The following is a 25945-nucleotide window of genomic DNA, read 5'->3' as shown; positions in this document are numbered from 1 at the left end:
ATTCAAGAGCGTCTGCGGATTCCCTGGAATGACATTTTTTTTATAGCGATTTTCTTCTGATCAGCGTAAATGGATTTTTGATAACCTCTGTTTTGTTTTCCATAACAAGCCTCGCCGCTGTTTTTCCCATTTGCTCATGATCCGTTGAAATGGTCGTTATGCCATCCAAAAGAATCTCTTTTAATGGCGTTTCGTTGTAAGAAATAATTCCTACATCCTTTCCGACCACCAAATGTTGTTCACGGCATTTTTTAATCAGATTCACAAGGTCTGTTTCTTCAATCACAACATAAGCCGCATCTTTGACAACCATGGTATTTTCCTCGGTTTCAAACATAATATCGAATTCAAACTGCTGCTGTATGCAGAACAGCCTGAAACCTTTGATAATTTCCTTTGGATAGGGGATCAGCGTCGGGAAAACGAGTATGAGTTTTTTATAATCTTTAAGAAGATCGTTAGCTTCATTCAGCGCACAAAGAATATCCTTTTCAAAGTTTTGGTGGACTGCTGAGTGTTTTCTGTTATCGATTTCAACATCCTTATCAAGGAGTATTAGTTTTTCCGCCGGGATCAGTTTTAATATTTTTGCCGCTTCTTCTTCATTGTCATAAAAGTGCGGCATGATCACATAGTAATCATATTCTCCCAAACTGTTTTTTATCAGGTTGGAAAAAATGTTAATATTGGAGTGATGAATGTGCAGATCAACGATCATGTTTCGACCTACATTTTCAACAAAAGCATTATAAATCTGTTTTTTATAATTGCTTATCTTGTTGAAAACCAAAAGTATTCTGGAAGTCGTTTCAATATCAACACGATTAATAAAATATCCTTTTCCACGCACTGAAACCAAAACGCCGTCTTTGATTAAATGACGGTAGGCTTTTTCAACTGTATCTCTTGAAAGTAAGTACTCCTCACTCAACTGATTGATTGATGGTATTTTATCACCTCTTTTCAGTTTTCCCTTGCCAATAGCAAGTAGCAGCGATTTGATAATCTGCATATACTTTGGCGCACTTTCCTTAAACTCAATATCAAACTGGATTTCCATCAAAAAGGTATGCTTAGGTTTGGAACTATGTTAAAATTAATACAATTCCTTCAAATTTGAACATTAAATAAAAGTTAAAATGATACCCGGATATACTTATTAAATACCAAAAATGCTCCCCGAAAGACCATAAAATCTTGCGGGGAGCATTTTTATATTTCAAATTCAAAATTATCTCGGAGACCGTCCGCCTCTATCTGATCTGCCGCCTCCCTGGCCTTCACTGGATCTTGCTCCACCTCTTGATTCGCCGCCGTTACTTCTTTCAGATGGATTAGATCTCATCGAAGCGCCATTATCAGATGATCTTTGCTGACCCTGATTCGGTCCGCCATAATTTTCTGAACGTCCGGAATTGCCTGGCTGATCGTAAGAGCGCGAACGGTTTTGTTCAGGAGCCGGTGCCTGACGCTGCGCTTCACCACCACGGTTTCCATAAGCAACAGACGGATCCTGCGGTCTTTGATTCCCATATTCCTGAGCATTTCTTTGCGGCGCTGAATAACCACGATCTGGTGTTGAGCGTTCGTTGGCACGGCCTGGCTGATTTTGGTTATAAGGATTTTGTCCGTTACCATTTCTGTTATCAGGCATGTTTCTGTTTTCAGGAACGCGGTTGTCAGGCGTCCGGTTATCATTTCCTGAATAAGATCTGTTGCTTAATCCACCATTATTACCATTTCTGTTACCGGAATTGTAATCGCTGCCTCCTCTGCCATTGTTGTTGTAGCCGTTGTTTCCTCTGTTATCAGATCCATAAGAACGTGGTCTGTCATTACCGCCTCCGTTATTTCCATAACCTCTGCTGTTCGCACGATCTCCACCCATTACAATTCCTCTGCGGTCACGGTCAATCTGACGGATTTCAACGGGACGTCTGGTTACACGTTCAATTTCATCACGTCTCGGACCATACACATACGACCGGTTGTTGCTGCGATAATAGTTGTTGATGATCGTTGTGCGTCCGTAGATGTTATTATATCCGCCACGGGGAACCCAGTAATTGTGCCAGCTGCGGCTTGAAATATATTGCTGCGGAACAAAAACCCACCAGAACGACGGAATATTTATGGATACATTGATATTCACACCAGGTCCCATCGGTGCCCAGCCATAATAACCTCCACCCGAACGCCAGTTTACCCAGGCAGGTCCCCATTCATATCCGGGAATCCAGAACCAGCCGTTATAATCATCATATGACCAGCGGCCGTAGTGAAAAGGAGCCCAACCCCATTCGTAATCAGACACCCAGGTATTTCCATAATCTGTTACCTGCCAGTATCCGTTTGTTGCGTAAGGTTGAAATCCTGCATCCACGTATGGAGTCCATACAGAACCATATTGAGGCGTATTGATCCAGCGCCCGTAAGGTGCCAGTTCATTATAAAAAGTTTGATAGGAAATAGCAACTCCGGGCTGGGCTTGTAACTTTTCCCCGGATGAAATACCTGCAATAAGTAAAAGCGACAAGCCCAGTATCCGGAATTTATGCATGGTGTTCATGGCCGTATGGATTAATTGTTTTCGTGTTTAAAATCGGTTGTTTGACATGAAAATATTTAACAGGTTTAATCAGGTTTAAAGTATGGAAATCTAGTGAAATCTGCTTTTTAAATGATGTGTGCATTATATTTCATAAAGAATTCTTGTTCAATATAATTTAAATATTTGATTTTCAGTCATTTAATGATGGGCTATTTACTCCTGATATATATTAATCCGGAACTATATTTGATTTGAAAGCGTAAAAACTGGTTATATTGGTATAGACATTAACACGTGTTAACACATTTTTAAATTTGAATGATGATAAACACTGACAAACTTCATACTGAACTCGTTTTTCAAACTGCCAGAAGCGGCGGGAGTGGAGGGCAAAATGTAAATAAAGTAGAAACAAAAGTAGAGCTGCGGTTTGATATTCCAAATTCGGCATTGCTAACTGATGATGAAAAACTGATACTTATTGAAAAGCTTAGTACCAAACTAACGAATGAAAATATATTGGTCATGTATCATCAAACGGAGCGCTCCCAGCTGGCAAATAAGGATAAGGTGGTTGAGAAATTCAATAAACTAATTCAGCAGGCATTTTTCGTTCAGAAAAAAAGAAGAGCAACCCGTCCGACACTGGCTTCTAAATTGGAAAGGTTGGCAGGGAAACAAAGAAAATCGACGGTGAAATCCATGCGAAGAAAACCGGTAGATGATTAAGTGAATTTGTTTTAATATACTATCAACTCCTTTTACTTACGTTAAGATTTTTGATCAATAAATATGGCTTCAATTTCTGCTTCAAACAATACTTCTGCACTACGAACTGTACTTTCCCTGCCAGTCATCGTGGCTTCGCTGGGTTATTTTGTTGATGTTTATGATCTGCTGTTATTCAACATCGTCAGAGTCCCAAGTTTGCGGGAACTGGGGTTGTCGGAAGCAGAAATTTCTGCCATTGGAGCAAAAATTTATAACTGGCAACAAGCCGGATTGTTGATCGGTGGTTTTTTCTGGGGAATCTGGGGAGATAAAATGGGAAGACGTTCCGTACTTTTCGGCTCGATTCTGATGTATTCTCTGGCCAATATTGTCTGCGGTTTTACCAATAATGTGGAAGTATATTCAATGTTACGTTTCATAGCCGGCCTCGGACTTGCGGGGGAACTTGGTGCCGGTATCACTTTGATTGCAGAAATTCTTCCAAAACATTTACGTGGTTATGGCGCGTCAGTTGTTGCCAGCGTCGGACTGGCCGGAGCCATTGCGGCATTTTTTGCAGTAAAACTTACGGATTGGCGCACGGCTTATTTTATCGGCGGAGGTATGGGACTTGTGCTTTTAGTGTTACGTTTTAATGTTCTGGAATCTTTTCTTTTTGAAAAAGCAATTGAAAGCAAAGTGAAAGCAGTACACTGGTGGACTATTTTTACTAAACGTGAAAAATTGATCCGCTATCTGCGCTGCATGGGAATAGCTCTTCCAACCTATCTGGTCATTGGGATCTACGCGACATTTGGGAATGAATTTGCAAAAGCTCTGGGTGTTCCGGGAGATATCCAGGCGGGCAGCTGTGTCCTGTATACCTATATAGGAATTGTGACCGGCGATTTTTTCAGCGGTTTTCTAAGTCAGTGGCTGCGATCAAGACGAAGCGCCATTTTGATCATGTTGTTGATGACGTTGGCCGGCGTTGTGGTGCTTTTATATGGAGGAATCAATTCGGCAACAACTTTATATATCTGCTATGGCTGGCTTGGTTTTTCCATTGGCTACATTGCCATGTTCCTCACTACCACAGCCGAACAATTTGGCACCAATCTTCGTGCAACCGTAACGACTTCCGTAGCTAACAATGTCCGGGCTACAACACTTTTGACATTACCGGTTTTCCAATTCCTGAAACCTGACTGGGGAGTTCTCCAGGCAGGTGCGAGTGTTGGCATTGTATGTTTTATTCTGGCCTTACTTTCGCTATGGAAAATGGAAGAAACTTATGGGAAAGATCTGGATTATGTAGAGCAGTAATCCTAAACCAACGCTTCAAATAATATTTCCGCCGGATGTTTCGCCTCGCGTCCGGTCCCATCATGAATCTGGTGGCGACAGCTTGTTCCGGGAGCTGCAATAATTACATCATCTGCCTGTTTCCGAACGGTTGGAAAAAGTACCAGTTCTCCGATTTGCATGGAAATATCATAGTGCTCTTTTTCGTATCCGAAAGATCCGGCCATTCCGCAGCATCCTGAAGGAATAAGCTGAACCGAATAATTTTCCGGTAACGAAAGCATTTTTTTCGTAGGTATCATACTGGAAATTGCCTTTTGTTGACAATGTCCATGTAATTTTATAACGCGCTTTTCTTTACTGAATGAATCTTTTGATATATGTTTCAGCTCAATTTCCCTCGAAACAAATTCATCAAACTGCAAAGCGTTAAGCGCAAGTTTTTTGGCATCTTCCACCATATCTTCCCGAACAAGATCAGGATATTCATCTCGGAAAGTTAAAATCGCAGAGGGCTCGATGCCGATCAAGGGCGTGTCATGAGAGATGATATCCTTTAACAAACGGATATTTTCTTCGGCAATTTTCTTAGCATCTTTCAATAATCCCTTCGAAAGCTGAGGTCTGCCGGATGTGCTGTGGTTAGGAATGATTACTTCATAACCCAGTTTTTCCAAAACCATAATCGCTTTTATTCCAATTTCAACATCATTAAAATTGGTAAACTCATCACAGAAAAGATAAACCTGACGCGCAGACGGACTTGCTGGTTTTTTCGTTTTTGCTCTTTTATCATACCAGGCACGAAGTGTTGTATTTTTTAATAGCGGCATCGTACGTTCCGGGTGAAAACCAACAATGGTGTTTGCGATCTTCCGGAGCGGTGCATTTTTATAAATCAAATTATAAGCCCAGGGAACATAACTGGCCAAACCATTCAGTTTCGAAAAATTCCCAACCAGCCATGAACGCAACGGAACACCGTGCTCATCATGATAATGCTGAAGAAATTCCATTTTCAATTTGGCAACGTCAACATTGGAAGGACACTCCCCTTTGCAACCTTTGCAGGCCAGACAGAGATCATAAACTTCCTTGATTTCCTTGTTATCAAACCGGTTTTCCTTGGGAGAATTTGTAAGCATCTCCCGTAGAATATTGGCTCTTGCGCGCGTTGTATCCTTTTCATTTCGGGTCGCCATGAAACTTGGACACATGGTACCGCCGCTCATTTCCGTTTTGCGGCAGTCGCCCGAGCCGTTACATTGTTCAGCATGCTGCAAAACTGTTTGATCATTGAAACGGAAATAAGTTTTAAATTCTGGTACAATATGATCCGCTTCGTATCGCAAAAAGCTATCCATTGGCGGCGTATCAACGATTTTTCCCGGATTCAGAATATTATTAGGATCCCAGGTCCGTTTTATTTCCTTGAACAACTCATAGTTATGCTGGCCAACCATCTGCGGTATAAATTCGCCGCGTAGACGTCCGTCGCCATGTTCACCCGAAAGTGAGCCCTGGAATTTTTTAACCAGCGTGGCGATTTCTTCTGCAATGGTTCTGAATTGCTGATGACCTTCTTTTGTCTTTAAATTAATAATCGGGCGCAAGTGCAATTCTCCTGAACCGGCATGTGCATAATGCACCGCTGACATGCCATGTTTTTTAAGAATGTCATTAAATTCAATAATATACTGAGGCTGATCATAAACATCCACTGCCGTATCTTCAATCACAGCGACCGCTTTTTCGTCACCCGGAAGATTACTCAGCAAACCTAATCCTGCTTTTCTAAGTGTCCATATTTTTTTGGTATCATCCCCAAATAAAAGGGGATAATGATAACCCATACCAGCTTCTGTAAAATCGGCTCTCAAAGCTTCGGCCAGTGCTTCCACTTCTTCTTTAGTTTCTCTGGAAAGGTCTACAACCAGAATTGCCGGATATTCGCCCGCGTCTGTATTTTGAACAAAAAATGCATTCGCCTTTTGCTCCTTATTCATGGCCGCGCATTCCAGCACATAATTATCGATTAATTCGACAGCCTGCGGTTTATATTTCAATGCAAGAATGGTCGCTCTCAAAGCTTCATCAATCGAAGTAAAATGAGCGCATAACAATCCTTGTGTAGTCGGAGGAAGCGGAATAATGTTTAATTTGATTTCAGTCAAAAAACAAAGCGTCCCTTCTGATCCGGCTATCAGTTTGCACATATTAAAAGGAACCGCCTTTTCATCATTTTCCGGGAATGGCTTAAAAGGTTCGGTTTCCAAAAGCATATCGAGCGCATAACCCGTATTCCGTCTTTCTACACTGCGTTTTGGAAATTCCTTTCTGATCACATCCTGGTTTGCACGATTCGATAAAATTTCAAAAGTTTTAGAATAAATTTTATCCGCGAGCGAAAGCTGCCCTTTATTATTTGTCAGTTTATTTTTAAAATCAGCTACACTTTCATTAGCAAAAGTCACCTCACTACCGTCTGAAAGAATTGCTTTCACTTCCAGCAAATGTTCCCTCGTACTTCCGTATACGACGGAGTTTGATCCGCAGGAATTATTTCCAACCATTCCACCGATCATAGCGCGGTTGGCAGTAGACGTTTCCGGCCCAAAATAAAGTCCATATGATTTTAGCGCCATATTCAATTCATCACGTACAACGCCCGGTTCCACCCGCACGTAACGCTCTTCCGCATTAATTTCAAGAATTTTGGTGAAATGCTTTGAAGTATCAACAATAATTCCGCTACCTACAACCTGTCCCGCAAGCGAAGTACCAGCGGTCCGGGGAACCAGTGAAATCTTATGACTGGTTGCATAAGCAATCAGTTTTTTAATATCATCCAGTGTTTTCGGAATAGCCACGGCCAAAGGCATTTCCCGGTAAGCCGAAGCATCCGTTGCATACAAAGTACGCATGGTATTGTCATCAAATAAATCACCGGTAAGCTGTGAGGCTAATAATTGCAGATCTGAACTTTCAACGGAAGAATGCGGTGCCATAAACTAAAAAGGGTACTGAAAATAACTGCTCCAAAGTTACGAACAACCACTGATGTAATCATGAAATTTTTATAGAAAGGTTTGAGGAGTAATATTTTAAATATAAAATTATTTCTGGTGAAAGCTGGACTTTTGTTGCAAGACAGACGCCCATTGTGATGACTTTCAGGCACTAACCATAAAGTAACTTTTGGTATATTTAGTAACCGTTTTAAATTAAATTACAATTAATAGAAAAATCTGTTGATTATATATTTGTAATATCTCAACTATTTATATTAATTTCGATAACTGTTTGTCTAATATTCCTATTTGTTCTAAAATTAGGTACAAATATGTCGATTTGGAGCATATTTCATTATTTTAAGTAAAATTAATATTATGACAGGTAGTGTGAATTTTGGCGAAAACAATAATTAATTAACCTATCTATGATGAAATTTTCCTATTGTGATCAGATCTTATCTGGTCGTTTTAAAGCATTTTATTCGCAGGGGGCAATATTGTCTCATAAGTGCTGTCAAATAAGCTTACTTATTATGTTACTGGCTTTTGTCGGTACTACACATGCGCAAGAGGTACCTGTCACTGGAAAAGTAACAGATTTGAAGGGTGCCGGTTTACCTGGTGTATCCATTACCGTAAAGGGAACAACCAAGGGAGCAAATTCGGATATGGATGGTAATTATACCATTTCGGCAGATAAAAATGGTACCCTGGTATTTAGTTTTATTGGTTTTACCAGCAAGGAAGTTGTCATTGGAAATCAGTCTAAAATTGACGTGGTGTTGAGTGATGACGTAAAAGCACTTGAAGAAGTGGTTGTTGTAGGTTATGGTACTGCGAAAAGAAAAGATGTAACAGGGTCAGTTCAGTCTGTGACTTCAAAAGACTTCAACTCAGGGATCAATCCTAACCCTCTTCAGGCTATTCAGGGTCGTGTTGCCGGTTTGACAATTACACAACCAAATGGTGATCCAAATACAAGTCCGACAGTTCGGTTAAGAGGTTACACATCTTTGGCTGGTGGTAGCGATCCGTTATACGTAGTTGATGGTATTATTGGTGTGCCGATAGCTACAATCTCTCCAACGGACATCGAATCAATGGATGTTTTGAAAGATGCTTCTGCTTCTGCTATTTATGGCTCCCGTGCTGCAAACGGTGTTATTATTATTACCACAAAACGTGGTAAATCAGGTAGAGCTACGGTGACATTCAATAACTATGTAGGTGTGGATGTAATTTCGAATAACCTGAAATTACTTGACGGACCAGGTTATATTGCCGAAGTAACACGGATAAAAGGAGAGTCATCACTTGCTGATTCGCAACGTTTCCCAAAAGATGCTCAGGGAAATAATTACAATACAGATTGGTGGGATCAGATTTCAAGAAAAGGAGTTACGAACAGCCACGACCTTGCTATCTCTGGTGGATCTCCAACATTCTCTTATCGCGGATCTATCAACTATACCAACCGTAATGGTATAATTAAAAATACAGGCTTCGACCGTATGACAGGAAGAATTAACCTGGATCAGAAAGCTATGGATAACCGTTTAAATATCCAATACAGCCTTTCTTATACCAATACTAATTCTGATTTGACTGATGGTGGGATTCTTGCCAATGCTACCTTGTTCCTTCCAACATTGCCTGTGAAAAATGCAGATGGAACAAACTACGAAATCCCTGGTGCTTTCGATTTGAATAATCCGGTGGCGATGCAGGAAAATGAAATTTTCAAACGCGAGAAAAATGTGTTGGTTGGTGGTGTAAACATGAAATATGAATTGTTCAGTGGTTTCACAGTAGGCGTAAACGGAGCAATCAAAAACGATCAGGAAGTGAACAGTCAGTCGAGAGACAGATCGGTTAAAGCTTTCCAGATTAATAACGGTTTGGCTTCAAGAGCACTTGCGACGGTGAATGATAAATTACTTGAACTTACTGCTAACTACGTAAAAGGATTTGGTGATAAAGGAAGTAATTTTTCATTGTTGGCAGGTTATTCGTACCAGAATATTATCAATGATGGTTTTGGTGCAAACAATACTCAGTTTGTTGCTTCTGGTCTTGGATATAATAACCTGGGACTTGGTGCAGGATCGTTGATTTTGCCTAGTACTTCTTACGTTAGCTCTTACAAAAATAAAACAACGCTTGCTTCATTCTTCGGACGCGGTACTTTAAATGTTAATGAGAAATATAATCTTACAGGTACATTGCGTTACGATGGTAGTTCTAAATTCGGTGCAAACAACAAATGGGGTCTATTCCCTTCGGTTGCCGGTGGATGGACAATTTCTGATGAATCATTTTTTCCAAAATCAAATGCATTTAATTATTTGAAATTACGTGCGAGCTGGGGTAAAACTGGTAATTCAGAAGGTTTGGTACCTTATCAGTCTTTACAGCTTTATGGCCCGACTACTTCCTACTATGACGGTAGTATCAATAACTTCCTTCCAGGTTATGCTATTACTCAGAATACAAACCCTAACCTGAAATGGGAAGTAGTTCAGCAGGTAAACCTTGGTTTGGATTTCCAATTCGTAAAAGGACGTTTTACCGGATCTATTGACGTGTTTAACAAGAAAACACAGGACATGCTTTACAAATACTCCGTACCTGCGGATGGTGTTAAGTATTTCACAAACTTTATCTGGGCAAACGTTGGTTCAATGCGTAATAAAGGTATTGAGCTATCTTTTGGAGGAGCAGTAATTGAAAAAGATAATTTTAACTGGACCAGCCGTCTTGTTGGGTCATACATCAAAAACTCAATTATCAGTCTTAAAAGTAATGACTTCGATTCTGGTATCGTTCGTTTTAATGCATTTGGTGGACGTGGACTTTCAAACGTTTATGCATCTATCTTAACTCCTGGCTTGCCACTTGGTTCTTTCAATAACGTAGGTCATTTTGTTGGATTTGACGATAAAGGGCAAATGTTACTTCAGGGAAAAGATGGCGGAGCTCCTGTAACAAACCCGGCCGATGCGCAAGTTGGATTTAAGGACAATCCTCAGCCATACATGACCGGCGCCTGGGTAAACAGTTTCCGTTTCCATAAGTTTGACATGAGTTTTCAGTTAAGAGGTGTTTTTGGTAATAAAATCCTAAACAACTTACGATCAAACCTTTCAATCCCAGGTTCGATTCTTGAAACAAACATGTTGAAAAGTGTGAGTGAGTTGCCAGCTAATTTCAGTACAAATGCTTTATCAAGCTACTGGTTAGAAAATGGTACTTATGTTCGTTTGGACAACTGGCAGATTGGATACAATATTTCTTTGGAAAATAAGTATCTAACTAACGCTAGAATTTATCTTGGTGGAAATAACTTGTTTATAATCACAAAATATAGAGGTGTTGATCCTGAATTGGAAGTTAAAGGAGATTTGAATAACAGTACTTCTGCACCAAACAGTCTTGGTTTGGATGCAACAGGTATTTATCCAAAAACACGTTCTTTCCAATTGGGTGTTAACCTGACGTTTTAATTAACAAACTTTGAAAAATAAATTGGTTTTGATACAGTTTATCTTATCAAGATTTTTTCTGACCAATAAATACACATTGAAATGAAAATTAACTTTAAGCATATTTTATTTGGCTCTGCGCTATTACTCGCCGGCCAATCTTGTACTGACCTTACAGAGACTACATACGACGTAATTCCAACAGACCAGTTTGGTTCCACTGCTGCACAGCAAGCGGCTTTGCTTGGGCCTCTTTATAGTTCTTTGGGTGATTATTTTGGACGTTATGCTGAATTAAACACGGTTACTGACGAACAGGTAATTCCAACCCGCGGAGGTGACTGGAAAGATGGTGATGCATGGAAACGTCTGAAGGAACACAACTGGACTACTACCGGGGATGATGATAAGTTTAATGGTATGTGGACCTGGTGTTACAATAGTATCACTTCCATTAATCAGCAGTTAGGTAATATCACCGAACCTGCAACATTGGCTGAGTTACGCGTTTTAAGAGCTTACTATCACTATATTCTGCTAGACCATTTCAGAAATATCATTATTGCCGAAAAAGTGGGTGGCGATGCTCAGACGCAAAAAACTGGAGCTGAAACAGCTGCGTGGATCGAGAAAGAGATTAAAGAATCTTATCCCAACCTCAGCGCAACTGCCGGCGGTGCATATTATGGGCGTGTGAACAAATATGTTGCAAACATGATCCTTGCCAAACTTTATCTGAATTCAGAAGTTTATACCGGAACACCAAGATGGGCAGATGCAAAGGTTCAATGTGATACTGTTATTGCATCTGGAAAATACGTATTATCAGCCGATTTTTTCAGCAACTTTTCTACGCAAAATCAATCTTCAAAGGAGAATATTTTTGCAGTTCCATTTGACGCCTCAAAGAGAGGTGGTTTTAACATGAACATGAGGACGTTGCACTATCTGAGTCAGTTGACTTACAATACACCTCAGGCACCCTGGAACGGATACTGTACAGCTACGGAATTTTATAACTCTTTTGCCGAAGCAGATGGAAGAAAGAAAATGTGGATTGTTGGACAGCAGTATTCTTCTGATGGAAAAGCACTTACTGACGACGGGAAACCATTTATTTTCACACCGGAAATACCAGCCTTTGAAATGCCTGCTGGTCCGGTTGCACGTTTAGCAGGAGCAAGAAGCCAGAAATATGAGATCCAACGAAATGGTGCTTCCAATGATCAGGATAACGATTTTGTCCTTTTCCGTCTTGGAGAAACGTATCTGATACGGGCAGAAGCAAATCTTCGTTTGGGAAATACGGCGGCAGCCATTGCAGACGTAAATATCGTGAGAGCACGTGCAAGTGCCCCACCGGTAACAAAACTGACTCTGGACGATATGCTTGCTGAAAGAGGTTGGGAAATGGCCTGGGAATATGTTAGACGTCAGGATTTGATACGTTTTGGGCAGTTTAATAAAGCCTGGCAGTTTAAGCCTGCTTCACCTGCTTTCCGGAATATCTTCCCGATTCCTGCAACGCAGCTTTCTTTAAATCCGAATTTGAAACAAAATCCAGGATACTAATTTTCAGAATCACTTTGATAAAAGTCTGAAAGTAATTAAAACAGGAGCGAGCTTATTAAGCTTGCTCCTGTTTTAATTTAAATTTGTGGTACTTTATGTGCCGAACTCATGAATACAGGATGCCGACTTATGATCAAATACTCTTACAAACAAGTAATCTGGGTTGTATTTGTTTTAATTTCTTTTAGTTGTTCTAAGAAGGAAAACAAAAAGAATTATTTGTTTCAGGAAATGACTGCGCAGGAAACAGGGATTTCTTTTGAGAATACAATTACAAATACGGACGAATTTAACATTTTCAATTACCGCAACTTTTACAATGGAGGCGGTGTGGCAATTGGTGATATTAACAATGATAATCTGCCGGATATATACCTGATCGCTAACCAGGGGACAAATAAGCTTTTCTTAAATAAAGGCAACTTCAAATTTGAGGATATCACAGACAAAGCAGGCGTAGCCGGAACGAAATCATGGAGCACGGGGGCTACTTTTGCTGATGTTAACGGAGATGGATTGCTGGATTTATATGTTTGTAATGCGGGTAGGTCCGAAGAAAGAGGAAACGAATTGTTTATTAATAAAGGAAACGGAACCTTTGTCGAAAAGGCAGAAGAATATGGGCTGAATGACCAGGGCTACTCTACACACGCGGCGTTTTTTGATTTTGACCGGGATGGAGACCTGGATATGTTCTTGCTTAATAACAGTTTTACGCCGGTTGGTCGTTTGGGTTATGCTAATTTACGCAGCCAGCGCGATAAAGAAGGTGGTCACAAATTATTTAGGAATGATGGAGCACACTTTACGGATATCAGCGAAGCGGCCGGGATATATGGCAGCTTGATCGGTTTCGGTTTGGGTATCACCATTGGTGATGTTAATAATGACAATTGGTTGGATATGTACATTTCCAACGATTTTTATGAACACGACTATCTCTACATCAACAACCACGACGGAACATTCACAGAATCTATCAAGTCGGCCATGCAGCACACAAGTTTGTCTTCCATGGGAGCCGACATTGCGGATATAAATAATGACGGGAAGCTGGATATATATGTCACGGATATGTTACCAGCAACGGATAGGAGACTTAAACTGACGTCTACTTTCGAAGGATATGATTTACAGGAATTGAAAGTCTCCAGGGATTTTCATTACCAGTATATGCAAAATACTTTACAACTAAACCAGTCGGGAGCGCCTGATGGAAAAACCTGGTTTAGTGAAATTGCCAGATTTACAGGGACACATGCAACAGACTGGAGTTGGGGGGCACTGATATTTGATATGGATTCTGATGGTGAAAAGGATATATATGTTGCGAATTCTATCAATAAAGATCTCACAAATCAGGATTTCGTATCTTTTCTAGCCGACCCTTCCAATATCGCAGAAGTCAGCAGAACTAGAACATTTGATTATAAAATGTTCCTCGACAAAATGCCGTCAGAACCACTTGCTAATTATGCCTTTAAAAACAATGGGAATTTATCATTTGCCAATAAAGCCGAAGAATGGGGACTTGCAACGCCCTCTTTCTCAAATGGTTCTGCTTATGGTGATTTGGATAACGATGGTGATCTGGACCTGGTGGTCAATAATGTAAACAGCCAGTTGTTTATGTATAAAAATAAATCCAATGAGCGCAAAGATTTTCATTATGTCAAATTTAAGTTAAGGGGCGAACAAGGGAATCTTGATGCCATTGGAGCCAAGGTTTATGTGCACCAAAAAGAAAGAACGCAAATGCTTCAGCAAATGCCGAACAGAGGTTTTGAATCTTCTGTTGATTTACGCCTGGTATTTGGTCTGGGTAAAAATGCTAAAATTGACTCTGTGACGATATTGTGGCCAAATGATAAGGAATCTGTTATGAAAAATATAGCTGCTGATTCCATGTACACGATCAACCAGAAAGACGCAATGATCCCATGGAAACCCGAAAGCGAGAAGGGAAAGGCCAGGATTGTCGAAATTCCTGAAAGTGGAATTGAGTTCACACACAAGGAAGCGGATTATGTTGATTATAATCAAAATCCTCTTATCAAACAGATGTACTCTCGGTTTGGTCCGGCGTTAGCAGTTGGCGACATAAACAAGGATGGTTTAGACGATGTATATATTGGCGGTGCAATTGGTCAGGGTGGAAAACTTTTTATCCAGAAAAAAGACGGAAACTTTACAGAGCAAACCCCTAAGATATTGGAAGAGGAAACGGAATTAGAGGCTACCGATGCTGTATTTTTTGATGCAGACAATGATAAAGATCTGGATTTGCTGGTTGTTTCAGGAAGTAATGAATTCAAAGATGATGATGCGGTATTACTTCCCAAATTATATCTTAATGACGGGAAAGGCGGTTTTACAAAAAGTGTTGGATTACCCTCGCTGAAAATTAATGCATCTTGTATTGCAATTGGTGATTATGATAAGGATGGAGACGAAGATATTTTTATTGGTTCAAGATTAAAATCCGGGCAATACGGAATTGATCCGGCCAGCTATCTGCTCACAAACGACGGAACCGGAAGTTTCAAAAACTACACAAAAAGATATATTCCGCAGGTTGAACAATTGGGTATGGTAACCGATGCATCATGGGCAGATATGGATGGAGATGCTTACCCTGAACTAATAGTGGTTGGTGACTGGATGCCAGTTATGATTTTTAAAAATCAACATAATAAATTGGAACTTCAATCGCCGGATATATTCAAAAATGTAAAAAATGAAGTTGAGAAAACCAATGGATGGTGGAATACTGTTGAGGTTTCTGACATTGACAACGATGGCGACCTGGACATTGTAGCTGGAAATCTTGGGCTCAATTCTCGTTTGAAAGCCAGTCAGAAAACACCAGTTGAAATGTATGTTAAAGATTTTGACCACAACGGGGTTATGAAACAAATCATTACTTGTCCGGATGAAAGTGGAACGCTGTATCCGATGGTTATGAAACCGGACCTTTTACGTGCCATGCCTTCTCTGAAAAAGAAATTTGTAAAGTACGAGCAATATGCTGGTAAAACAATTGAGGAGGTTATTGACAAGAAAGATCTGGATGATGCTATAATAAAAAAGGTCTTTACCGCAGAATCTGCTATTTTAAGAAATGACGGGAAAGGAGCTAAATTCACATTTATCCCGCTTCCCACACAGGCTCAGTTTTCTCCGATCAGCAGTATAGTTTCCACCGACTATGATCATGACGGAATAAAAGATCTGATTGTTTCTGGTAATTATTATGACGTTTTGCCGGAAATTGGAAGATATGACGCCATGAAAGGTTTGATACTTCGTGGTACTAAAAATGGTTTTGAAGTAAAATCACCATCGGAATCAGGATTTTGGGCAGAGGACCAGGTAAGAACGATGAAGCAATTAAAGCAGGGACAGATTGTATTGGGAAAAAATAATAGTAGAGTACAGGTTTTTAAACCTGTATCTAAAAAATAAATTAATAAGTTTAGACAGTATCGGCACTTGCTGATATTGAAATAAATATTAGCAAGTGTATTGAAGTAAAATGAAAAATTTAAATCTGACAGTTCTTCTGCTGGTAATGCTATTTTTTCAGGCATGTAAATCAGAAAATAAAAGTAAGGAAAACGCGCTATTTGAAATTAAAGACTCTACCTTAACCGGCGTTAACTTTGTTAATAAAGTAGTTGATAATGAAAAAGTTAATCTGATGGACTATCTCTATTTTTACAATGGAGGTGGTGTTTCTACGGGTGATATTAACAATGACGGGTTAGCAGATGTCTACTTCGTATCTAATCAGGGAAAGAATAAATTGTATCTCAATAAAGGTAATTTCAAATTTGAAGATATAACGGAAAAGTCTGGCGTTGCAGGTTTTTCGGATTGGCAGACGGGCGTTACTATGGCAGACATTAATGGTGATGGTTTGCTTGATATTTACGTTTCAGCCGTAGGTAACTTTCGCGGAATGGAAGGCGCAAATGAGCTTTATATCAATAACGGTGATCTTACGTTTACTGAAAAAGCAGCAGATTATGGCCTCGATTTTACCGGTTTTTCCACCCAGGCTGTTTTTTTTGACTATGATAAAGATGGCGATCTTGACTGTTATTTGTTAAATCATGCTGTTCATACTTCCAGAAGTTATGATAGGGTTAGTACTCGTCATCTTCGTAATAATGAAGCTGGGGATTATTTGTATGAAAGCCAGATCAGTGATCACAAAGCTGATTCTAAAAAGCCGGTTAAATTTAAAGATGTCAGTGAAAAAGCCGGAATTTACGGTGCGGCTATGGGTTACGGTCTGGGTATCGCCGTTTCTGATTTAAATAATGATGGTTGGGATGATATTTACGTGTCCAACGATTTTCATGAAGATGATTATTGCTACATAAATAATGGGAACGGGACATTTACTAACAAAAGCAGCGAAATGCTACGCTATACCAGCCGTTATTCCATGGGCAATGATATTGCCGATGTTAACAATGACGGCTTCCCGGACATCATGACACTGGATATGTATCCGGAAGATGAAACAATTGAAAAATCATCCATTGGGGAAGATCCACTGGATATTTATCTGTATAAGTTATCATTTGGATACATGCCCCAGCTGAGCCGCAACTGTCTGCAGATCAATATGTCAGGAAAAGGTTTTATGGAAGTTGGGGCAACGGCTGGCGTCGCGGCCACAGATTGGAGCTGGTCGCCGCTTTTAGCGGATTATGACAATGACGGGATTAAAGATCTGTTTATCAGCAATGGTATTGCCCACCGTCCAAATAATCTTGATTATGCAAAATATGCCGCCGACGATTCCTTGCGTTATGCCCCGGAAACTTCAATGGAGCTTGATAAAAAGGCGTTGACCATGATGCCGGAGGGAAAAACGCACAATTATCTTTTCAAAGGAACGAAGGATTTAAAATTTCAAAATAAATCACTTGATTGGGGATTTGAAATACCAAATATTGCTAACGGTGCAGCTTATGCAGATCTGGATAATGATGGAGATCTGGATCTGATAACCAATAATTTGAACGAACCTTCAATCTTTTATCAGAATCAGGCAAACAAGCAGCGGGAGACGGGTTATCTGCGTGTAAAACTGGAAGGTTATCCAGGCAATACGTTTGCCATTGGTGCAAAAGTTGTTGTTAAAACAAAGTCCGGTTTGCAAATGCAGCAATTGTCCAGCACAAGGGGATTTGAATCGTCAAGTGAGCCTTTGATCCACTTTGGTACTGGAAAGGAAAAGGTACTGGATAGTCTTATTGTTGTTTGGCCAAACCAAAAAATGCAGGTTTTAACGCAGGTAAAAACCAATCAACTTCTAAAAATAAAGTATGACGGCTCTGGAAAACTATCAGAACCGGTGGGTCCGTGGATTGTTAGAAAACCAGATAACAAATTGTTCGAAGATGTTACCGGTCAATTCAAAATCCCGTACAAACACGAAGAAAACCGTTACTTTGATTTTTATCGTGAAAGTTTGATGCCGTTTTTAATTTCCTCGGAAGGGCCAAAAATCGCAGTTGCGGATGTCAATGGAGACGGTTTGGAAGATTTTTATGTTGGCGGAGCAAAATGGCAGATAGGCTCACTCTACATTCAAAAAGGGGATGGTAAGTTTCAGCTAAGTCCACAGACAGATTTTAGAGCGGATTCTACTTTCGAAGATATTGAGGCTGTGTTTTTTGATGCAAACAAAGATGGCTTCAATGATTTATACGTGGTTTCCGGTGGAAATGAATTCTATGATAAAATGCCCCAGCAATTTGACCGGCTTTATTTTAACGATGGAAAAGGTAATTTCAAAAGAGATGTAAATGCGTTACCTCCCATGTTTGATAACAAAAGTTGTGTTAAACCTATTGATCTGGATGGCGATGGTGATCTCGATTTGTTCGTTGGCGGACGTGTAGTAGGATTTAAATATGGGATATCACCAAATTCTTACCTTTTAGTCAATGATGGGAAGGGCCATTTTACTGATAAAACGGATAAACTTGCACCTGGTCTGAAAAATGTCGGAATGGTTACCGACGCGGTTTGGACTGATTTAGATGGAGACAAACAAAATGACTTGGTTGTGGTGGGTGACTGGATGCCAGTCACTGTTTTCCTCAATAACAAAGGAACATTGACACAGGATAAAGCGGGAAAATATACAGCTCCTTCTGGTTTTTGGCAATGTGTAAGTGCTGCTGATTTTGATAATGATGGAGATATAGACCTTGTTGTTGGTAATCTGGGAAACAATAATAAATTTCAAAAACGCCCCGATTCTCATTTGAAAATGTGGGTAAAAGATTTCGATACGAACCTGGGACTTGAACAGGTTTTAGCTTACAGTGTTGATAAGTCCTGGTATCCTGTTGCTTTCAAAGACGAACTGGGCAAACGCATACCATCCATTATTAACAAACGATTTACGGATTATAAATCCTACGCCGGCAAAACGGTTGACCAGATTTTTAAACCAGAAGAATTAAAAGACGCCAAACGCATGGAGGTCGATAAATTTGAGTCAGTTTATCTGGAAAACAGGGATGGCGGATTTATTGTGCATGATCTTCCATGGGCAGCGCAGGTTTCAAAATTGTTTACACTCGCAATCTCTGACATTAATGGTGACGGCAAACCCGATATTCTGGGTGGAGGAAATTATTGGGGTGTGAGTTCTTATCAGGGTCGCTACGATTCCAGCTATGGCCTGGTACTGGTCAATCAGGGAAAAGGGAATTTTAAGTCACTTTCACCAGTTGAAACAGGTTTCAGACTTGATGGAGAAATTCGTGATATCAAGTCTTTAAAAACAAAAAATGGACCGATATGGCTGGTAGCCAGGAATAATTCACCGTTGACAATTATTAAACCTATCTTATAAAAACAAGTAACTAGTAAGTGGTTTTCTCTTTGTTAAAAAAAGAAAAAGCAATTCAAATTCTGTGATGCTCAATAATTGAATTTCGCTTATGCGGTTTCTCACAAGTCATATTCCGAGCGTTTTTTTTCACCGGCAATGGTTGTGTGTGTTGATCATTGCGTCTATCATCTCGGGCTGTAAGGAAACTTTTGCACCTGCTGGTGTAACTGAGAAAATAACTGTACCGTTTTCAATTGTTTCAATTTTTCAAGGTACAAGTGCTTCCGATGCCATTATTGAATTAAAATTTCCGGAAGAATTTACTGAGGATTTTAAAATAACACTTACATCCAAAAATGGGTCTTCGATTCTGCTTAGTGCGGGAACAAATGGTATAACAGGAAATTTCAATCTTAGAAATTATGCTGCCAGCCAGTTAACCTCAGGCGAAGATTATACACTTACCCTGAGTTATAAAGACAAACAAAAAACCAATATAAGCATCGCAAGGAATTTTGTAGCAAAACAAACTACGGCTTGGAAAAAGTTAGATCATGCCCCTGTAAACTCAGGTGATTTTACAGGAGCGGCCATGATTTCCCCGCTATTCAATTCTCAGATTGCCGTATATCGATATCAGGACGATACCAATTGGGATATATTAAGATATAACGGAAAATGGTTGAGTTCGGAGAGTAGTCTTCCTCTTCCAAGACATGATGCAGTAGCCTTTCCCTTAGGACAGGAAGGTGGGCGGGAATTAGCTTTTATTGGTTTTGGCTATATAACAGATGAAAATTTGCCTGAAAAACGAGCATATCTTAATGATTTCTGGTGGACGCCGAGCATAACTTATGCTGGCCAAAGTGCAAGTGTTGTATTTCCCCTGTTCACAGGTATTGACAGGCGTGTAAAATTCTTTCTGACTTTTGATCAGGTATTTATGCTGAAAGAAGATTTTACCGGTGCAATGGAATCAATGGAAGTTACCTGGGATAGAAAAGATCGTCAGCCTTTGCCTGAAAAGACCGGGAAATTAGCCGCTTTTACACTCAATGAAATTGGTTATGTCGTAAACCAGGTTCAGGGACTGGTACCTCATTTGTATGCTTATGACCCGGTTGCAGATAAGTGGGAACGAAAATCTGATTTTCCCGGACTTGCAAGGACTGAGGGAACAGGATTTTCTGCTAATAAAAAAGGTTATTTTGGTTTAGGTTCGGATAAAGAAGGGAATGGTTTAAGAGATTTGTGGGAATACGATCCTGCGAAAAATAGCTGGACCTATCATTCCGAATATCCCGGTCAAGGTAACCGTTACCTGATTGCATTATCTGACAAAAACAAAGCCTATATAGGCTGGGGTTATGAAACAAGAACAGTGGAAGGATCGGCTATAAAGCAGCAAGTTGGATGTACTGATTTCTGGGAATTTAATCCGTAAATTGATGATAAGACCCGTTTTACTTATTGTATTTGTTCTTTTTTTATTTTCCTGCGTCGATGAGGTTCAGCTTCCGGCAAGGTCCGTCGAATCCAGGCTCGTGGTGGAGGGCTTGATAACCAATGAGGCGGGACCTTACACAGTCAAACTTTCATATACCGGACAATACAATTCATTGATCTACGGTCAAAATGAAATTCCTGTTGATGGAGCAATAGTAAGTATTACCGAAATCGGCGGACGGACTGTGGTGTTGGAACAAGATGCGGTAACTCCTTTATTTTTTTGGATGCGGGATACTACTTTTCAGGGAAAACCTGGAAAAAGTTATCAGCTGCGCGTGCAACTTGCAGATGGAAAAAGTTATGTTTCAGAACCGGATATGCTAAATGACGTTCCTGCGATAGAGCGGATTTATGCTGAATACCGTAGCCGGGCGGAAGGAGATGTATACAATCCGGATCATTATGATGTTTTACTGGATACCAAAGATCCGGCAACTACGGGTAATTATTACCGTTGGTCAGGTTATGGATACATTCCAAGAGTTTCTACCGGCGAGCCCGTGGGTATGAGTATATGCTGCAAATGGTGCTGGATACCAAGTTATGGTACTGACACAGATGTTTTATCCGATATACTGATCAATGGAAATTCGATCAGCAGACGACCCGTTTTTTCTTCTCCGATTTATTATGTGGGTCGGCATTACATTGAGATCAGTCAATATTCACTTACCAAATCTGCTTATCAGTTTTGGGTGAAATTCGAAGAACAGCGAAAAAGAAATGGATCACTCTTCGATCCACTTCCTGCATCTATTGAGGGGAATGTACATCTTGAAGGTGATCCAGCTACTCTTGCGCTCGGATATTTTGGCTCATCGGCTGTGAGTAAAAAACGACTGATCATTCCTGGCGATACCTTAAATCTGGCCCGTTTGGAAATCAAGTATGATAACGTTTTTATAAAACAAGGGAACTGCCAACGGGTATATAGCCAAGGACAACTCTCACCACCGAGCTGGTAATGGAAAATTGTTTTAAAACATACAACCGAATGATAATATCAGAAATTTTTCTGATTTATACGTTTTTGTTGGTGGTTCCTGTTTATGGCCAGGGAAACTGGATTTTGAAAGGCCGAATTTTGGATAATGTGAGCGGAAAAGGAATTCCTCATGTTTCGGTTGTTTCCAAAGACTCAAAAGCGGCTACAATTACCGATAGTCTGGGGAATTTTAATTTGGGTTTAAAAGCAGGAGAACAACTCGTCACTTTTTCTTCAGTAGGTTACTTCTCCAAAAATCAAAGAATTACGTATCGGGAGATATTGTCGGGATTAGAGATCAATCTTTTTCCGGAAATCCGGCAGTTACAGGAGTTGACAGTAAAAGAAAAAGCACCAGACGAAAATGTACAATCCAGCCAGATGAGTGTTACCAAACTGGATATGAAGAACCTGAAAAATATTCCGGTCGTTTTTGGAGAAGTGGATGTTATCAAAGCTTTGACATTACAGCCCGGCGTCAGCACGGTTGGAGAAGGAACTGCCGGTTTTAATGTCCGGGGGGGAAGGACAGATCAAAATCTGGTTTTACTGGATGGAGCTCCACTTTTTAATACTTCTCATTTATTAGGTTTTCTTAGTAATGTTAATGCGGATGCTATCAGGGATGTTACACTTTACAAGGGTGATATTCCAGCATCATATGGAGGCCGACTATCTTCCTTACTAGCAATTAACACCCGGTCTGGAAATAAAGAACGGATTAATCTGACAACAGGTGTTGGTTTGATGACAGCCAGTCTGATGGCTGATGGACCCATCACAAAAAATAAGAAACTAACTTTTCTGGCCGGCGGCAGAATCGCTTATCCCAATTTTCTGATTAAACGGTTTCCGGCACCCACAAACGAAAACCGGGCGTTTTTCTTTGATATCAATGGCCGGCTTTCTTATGAATTTTCACCTAATAGTATAGTTTCAGCCACTGTTTATAATAGTAAGGATTCGTTTAAATTTCCCGGAGATACAACTTATGGCTGGCGATCAACCACAGCTAGGATTAATTGGAACAAACTATTGACCAGTGCACTTTCCTTTCAAATCGGTGCCATCATGAGCCGCTACAAGTTCTTTCTTGATGGTATCGCGCCCACCAATGAATATGAATTTATATCAGGAATTAATCAGTATGACGGTCACTTAAAACTGTTGTGGTCACCACTGCCAGCTCATAAAATTGAAACCGGTTTGAGTATAACTCGTTATGGACTGTCACCTGGAAATCTCTCTCCGGTTTCCGGGTCAAATGTTACCACCATAAATCTTGAAAAGGAGCAGGCACTGGAAGAAGCGATCTATTTTTCGGACGAATGGAATCCCGTTCGCTGGCTTTCGATGAATGCCGGAATTCGTTATGTAAATTTTAATAATGTAGGTCCGGGAACTGTTTACCAATACCAAACAGGTATTTCGCGCAGCGCAGAATCTATTACTGATACACTTTCTTATAGAAAAGGAAAAAAGATCGCAGGTTTCGGTGGATTTGAGCCAAGGTTATCGCTTCGCATTAATGCAGGTAAAACCAGCTCTTTTAAAATGAGTTACACCAAAACGCGACAGTATATTCATTTAATTTCTAATACAACGGCGATTTCTCCGGTTGATTTCTGGAAACTTGCAGACAACTTTGTTCCTCCCCAGATTTCCACCCAGATCGCAGCTGGGTATTTCAGGAATTTTCAGGATAATATGTTTGAAACTTCGGTTGAAGTATATAGCAAAAAGCTGCAAAATCTTGTAGAATATAAAAACGGAGCGAATTTACTTCTAAACAAAACACTTGAAACAGATCTTCTTTCAACCCGGGGAAAAGCATACGGAGTGGAATTCAGTATTCAGAAAACAAAAGGAATAATAACAGGATTGATTTCCTACACTTACAGCCGCACATTTGTCAGGGTTAATTCTGCTTTCCCAAGCGACCAGATTAATAAAGGCGACTGGTTTCCTTCTACCGTTGACAGACCTAATAACATTTCCATTTCAACGCAATGGAAATGGGGGAGAGGCTGGACTTTCGGCACAAATTTCGTTTATACCACAGGCCGTCCGCTCACTTTTCCTGATGGTACTTATCATCTCAATGATGTGGTTGTTGAAGATTATTCTTTAAGAAATAAGGATAGAATTCCGGATTATCACCGAATGGATATTTCTTTTACAAATGATACCCGTAAAAAAATTGATCAGAAACGTTACGCAATCTGGTCCTTCTCCTTTTATAACGTTTACGCAAGAAAAAATCCGTATTCGGTTTATTTTAAGCAGTCAGGAACACGCCTGGTAAGCTATCGTTTGTCTGTTTTCGGTACAATTATTCCGTCGATTAACTGGAAATATTATTTTTGAATCTGGCGAAAGTTATAATTGAAATATTTATTTCGTTAGTTATAATAAATTGTATTTTAGGTGACAACTAATTAACCGTTTCAAAATCCCGCCATGAAAAATTTAAAACTGATATTTTTACTGCTGGCATTGACTGTATTTCAATCCTGCAAAGAACAGGATCCACCAGTAGATTTAACAACCAGATTTGTTGGTGAGCATGAAATTAAATACGTTATTTTAGACTCCAAGACAAAAGAGTTTTTTGGTTCTGATTCATTAAATCCGGCTAAGTCAATAATAACTTTTACAAAAAAGGATAACAATACATTGAAGGCAGAGGTATATATCTATGATTCAAAAATAAAACTCAATGAAACATTTGAAGTATCTGTTGACAAAGATCCGGATCCTGTGGATTATGTAAATTTACCTTCGTCAGAGGGAGAGCTTGAAGGGAAGTATTTTTTGATTGTCGCTTCTCCGAATTTGCTTTCCAGAGTTGCTGTAAATTTGTATAAAAACAAAAAGATTGTAGGTGGCTTAACCTATTACAACACGATGGGTGATCGATGGCTGACCTTTAAATAATTACCTCCCGGTAATAAAATTCGTAAATTTGATTACCGGGAGGTGAAAATCCTACATACTCTCCGTCTTACCGCCATCCACAGGCAAATTGACCCCGCTTATACTGCCGGCTGCCGGACTGCATAAAAAAGCCACAGCAGCGGCTACTTCCGAGGCTTCGCTGAATCTTCTGATCGGAATTGTAGATTCCATCTGATCTGAAACTTCCTGAACCGATTTTCCCTGGAATTCGCTGCGCATATCCAAAACAGCATTTAAACGGGCAGTTTTAGTAAACCCTGGCAGGACATTATTGGAAGTAATACCAAAAGGTCCAAGTTCCAGCGACATCGTTTTTGACCAGCTGGAAACCGCTCCGCGGATGGTATTTGAAACGCCAAGACCAACAATAGGTTGCTTAACAGAAGTGCTGATAATATTAACAATTCGTCCAAAACCGTTTTTTTTCATACTTGGCACAATTGCCTGCGCCAGGATCTGGAAATTAACCACATGCATCTGAAAAGTTTTTATAAATTGATCTGTTTCTGCATCAATGATCGGTCCGCCGGCGGGGCCACCCGTATTGTTGATAAGAATATGAACATCCGGGCAAAGTCTCAGATATTCGTCAATGGCATGTTTTACGTTTTCATTGTCCGAAAAATCAGCAACTATATAGCGGTGTAGCTGATTTAATGAAGTATCCAAAGTTTCCACTACTTCTCGTAGCGATTCTTCCTTTCTGGCCATCAGTGTGACGTTTGCTCCCATAAGTGCCAGTTCAACCGCTGTAGCATATCCAATTCCCTGCGTGCTTCCGCAAACAATGGCCGTTTTCCCCGTTAAGTCAAGATTCATATTTTTAATGGTTAATTATTAATGGTGAATTGTTAATGTTGAGGAGTTGTGATTGCCTGAAATAGGTTGCCCTGAAACGGACAATTAAACATGAGCAATTCAAAATCTAATTCCAAAAAAAGTACAAAACTGAATATTCGTCCAAGACGAATATTCAGTGAACAGTTCAAACGC

Annotated in this window: 14 protein-coding genes; 10 read left to right on the top strand and 4 right to left on the bottom strand. The window is 40.0% G+C overall.

Annotation, left to right across the window (positions count from 1 at the left end; genetic code table 11):
* Nucleotides 1-40 precede the first annotated feature (40 nt).
* Nucleotides 41-1060: a GntR family transcriptional regulator gene (locus LXL81_RS21120; RefSeq protein ID WP_234648752.1), complete on the bottom strand. Its 1020-nt coding sequence runs from the start codon at nt 1058-1060 to the stop codon at nt 41-43.
* A gap of 171 nt (nt 1061-1231) precedes the next feature.
* On the bottom strand, nt 1232-2569 hold the full coding sequence (locus LXL81_RS29120; protein ID WP_304488680.1) for a DUF6600 domain-containing protein: 1338 nt from the start codon (nt 2567-2569) through the stop codon (nt 1232-1234).
* A gap of 303 nt (nt 2570-2872) precedes the next feature.
* On the opposite strand from LXL81_RS29120, the gene arfB reads away from it, so the two are divergent.
* Together arfB and LXL81_RS21105 are read left to right on the top strand one after the other, a co-directional pair.
* Nucleotides 2873-3280, top strand: a complete 408-nt coding sequence (gene arfB / locus LXL81_RS21110) for an alternative ribosome rescue aminoacyl-tRNA hydrolase ArfB (protein WP_234648987.1) — start codon at nt 2873-2875, stop codon at nt 3278-3280.
* A 63-nt stretch (nt 3281-3343) separates the two neighbouring features.
* The gene (locus LXL81_RS21105) at nt 3344-4588 is read left to right on the top strand and encodes an MFS transporter (RefSeq protein ID WP_234648751.1); all 1245 of its coding nucleotides are present in this window, start codon (nt 3344-3346) and stop codon (nt 4586-4588) included.
* Between the two features lie 2 nt (nt 4589-4590).
* On the opposite strand, the gene LXL81_RS21100 is transcribed toward LXL81_RS21105, so the two are convergent.
* Nucleotides 4591-7575, bottom strand: a complete 2985-nt coding sequence (locus LXL81_RS21100; protein ID WP_234648750.1) for an FAD-binding and (Fe-S)-binding domain-containing protein — start codon at nt 7573-7575, stop codon at nt 4591-4593.
* Between the two features lie 539 nt (nt 7576-8114).
* Here LXL81_RS21100 and LXL81_RS21095 point away from each other — a divergent pair.
* The 8 genes from LXL81_RS21095 (at nt 8115) to LXL81_RS21060 (ending at nt 24931) form a co-directional block, all read left to right on the top strand.
* Nucleotides 8115-11084 (top strand): SusC/RagA family TonB-linked outer membrane protein, encoded by a 2970-nt coding sequence (locus LXL81_RS21095; protein ID WP_234648749.1) that lies wholly within the window; start codon nt 8115-8117, stop codon nt 11082-11084.
* Nucleotides 11085-11165: 81 nt separating this feature from the next.
* Complete coding sequence (locus LXL81_RS21090) at nt 11166-12635, top strand: RagB/SusD family nutrient uptake outer membrane protein (protein WP_234648748.1); 1470 nt, start codon at nt 11166-11168, stop codon at nt 12633-12635.
* Nucleotides 12636-12764: 129 nt separating this feature from the next.
* The gene (locus LXL81_RS21085) at nt 12765-16100 is read left to right on the top strand and encodes a VCBS repeat-containing protein (protein ID WP_234648747.1); all 3336 of its coding nucleotides are present in this window, start codon (nt 12765-12767) and stop codon (nt 16098-16100) included.
* 70 nt (nt 16101-16170) lie between these two features.
* The gene (locus LXL81_RS21080; protein ID WP_234648746.1) at nt 16171-19521 is read left to right on the top strand and encodes a VCBS repeat-containing protein; all 3351 of its coding nucleotides are present in this window, start codon (nt 16171-16173) and stop codon (nt 19519-19521) included.
* An 88-nt stretch (nt 19522-19609) separates the two neighbouring features.
* A complete protein-coding gene (locus tag LXL81_RS21075; protein ID WP_234648745.1) occupies nt 19610-20944 on the top strand; it encodes a hypothetical protein in 1335 nt (444 codons plus the stop codon).
* A gap of 4 nt (nt 20945-20948) precedes the next feature.
* Nucleotides 20949-21974: a DUF4249 domain-containing protein gene (locus tag LXL81_RS21070; protein WP_234648744.1), complete on the top strand. Its 1026-nt coding sequence runs from the start codon at nt 20949-20951 to the stop codon at nt 21972-21974.
* 29 nt (nt 21975-22003) lie between these two features.
* Nucleotides 22004-24361, top strand: coding sequence for a carboxypeptidase-like regulatory domain-containing protein (locus LXL81_RS21065; protein WP_234648743.1), 2358 nt, complete (start codon nt 22004-22006; stop codon nt 24359-24361).
* Between the two features lie 93 nt (nt 24362-24454).
* A complete protein-coding gene (locus tag LXL81_RS21060) occupies nt 24455-24931 on the top strand; it encodes a hypothetical protein (protein ID WP_234648742.1) in 477 nt (158 codons plus the stop codon).
* Between the two features lie 51 nt (nt 24932-24982).
* Here LXL81_RS21060 and LXL81_RS21055 read toward each other — a convergent pair whose 3' ends face one another.
* Nucleotides 24983-25771: an SDR family oxidoreductase gene (locus LXL81_RS21055; RefSeq protein WP_234648741.1), complete on the bottom strand. Its 789-nt coding sequence runs from the start codon at nt 25769-25771 to the stop codon at nt 24983-24985.
* Between the last annotated feature and the right edge of the window lie 174 nt (nt 25772-25945).

This window comes from Dyadobacter sp. CY356, assembly GCF_021440195.1.
In the GTDB taxonomy this organism is placed as follows: domain Bacteria; phylum Bacteroidota; class Bacteroidia; order Cytophagales; family Spirosomataceae; genus Dyadobacter.
Note: the sequence above shows the minus strand (reverse complement) of the source record. Positions and strands in the feature narration are given on the sequence as shown.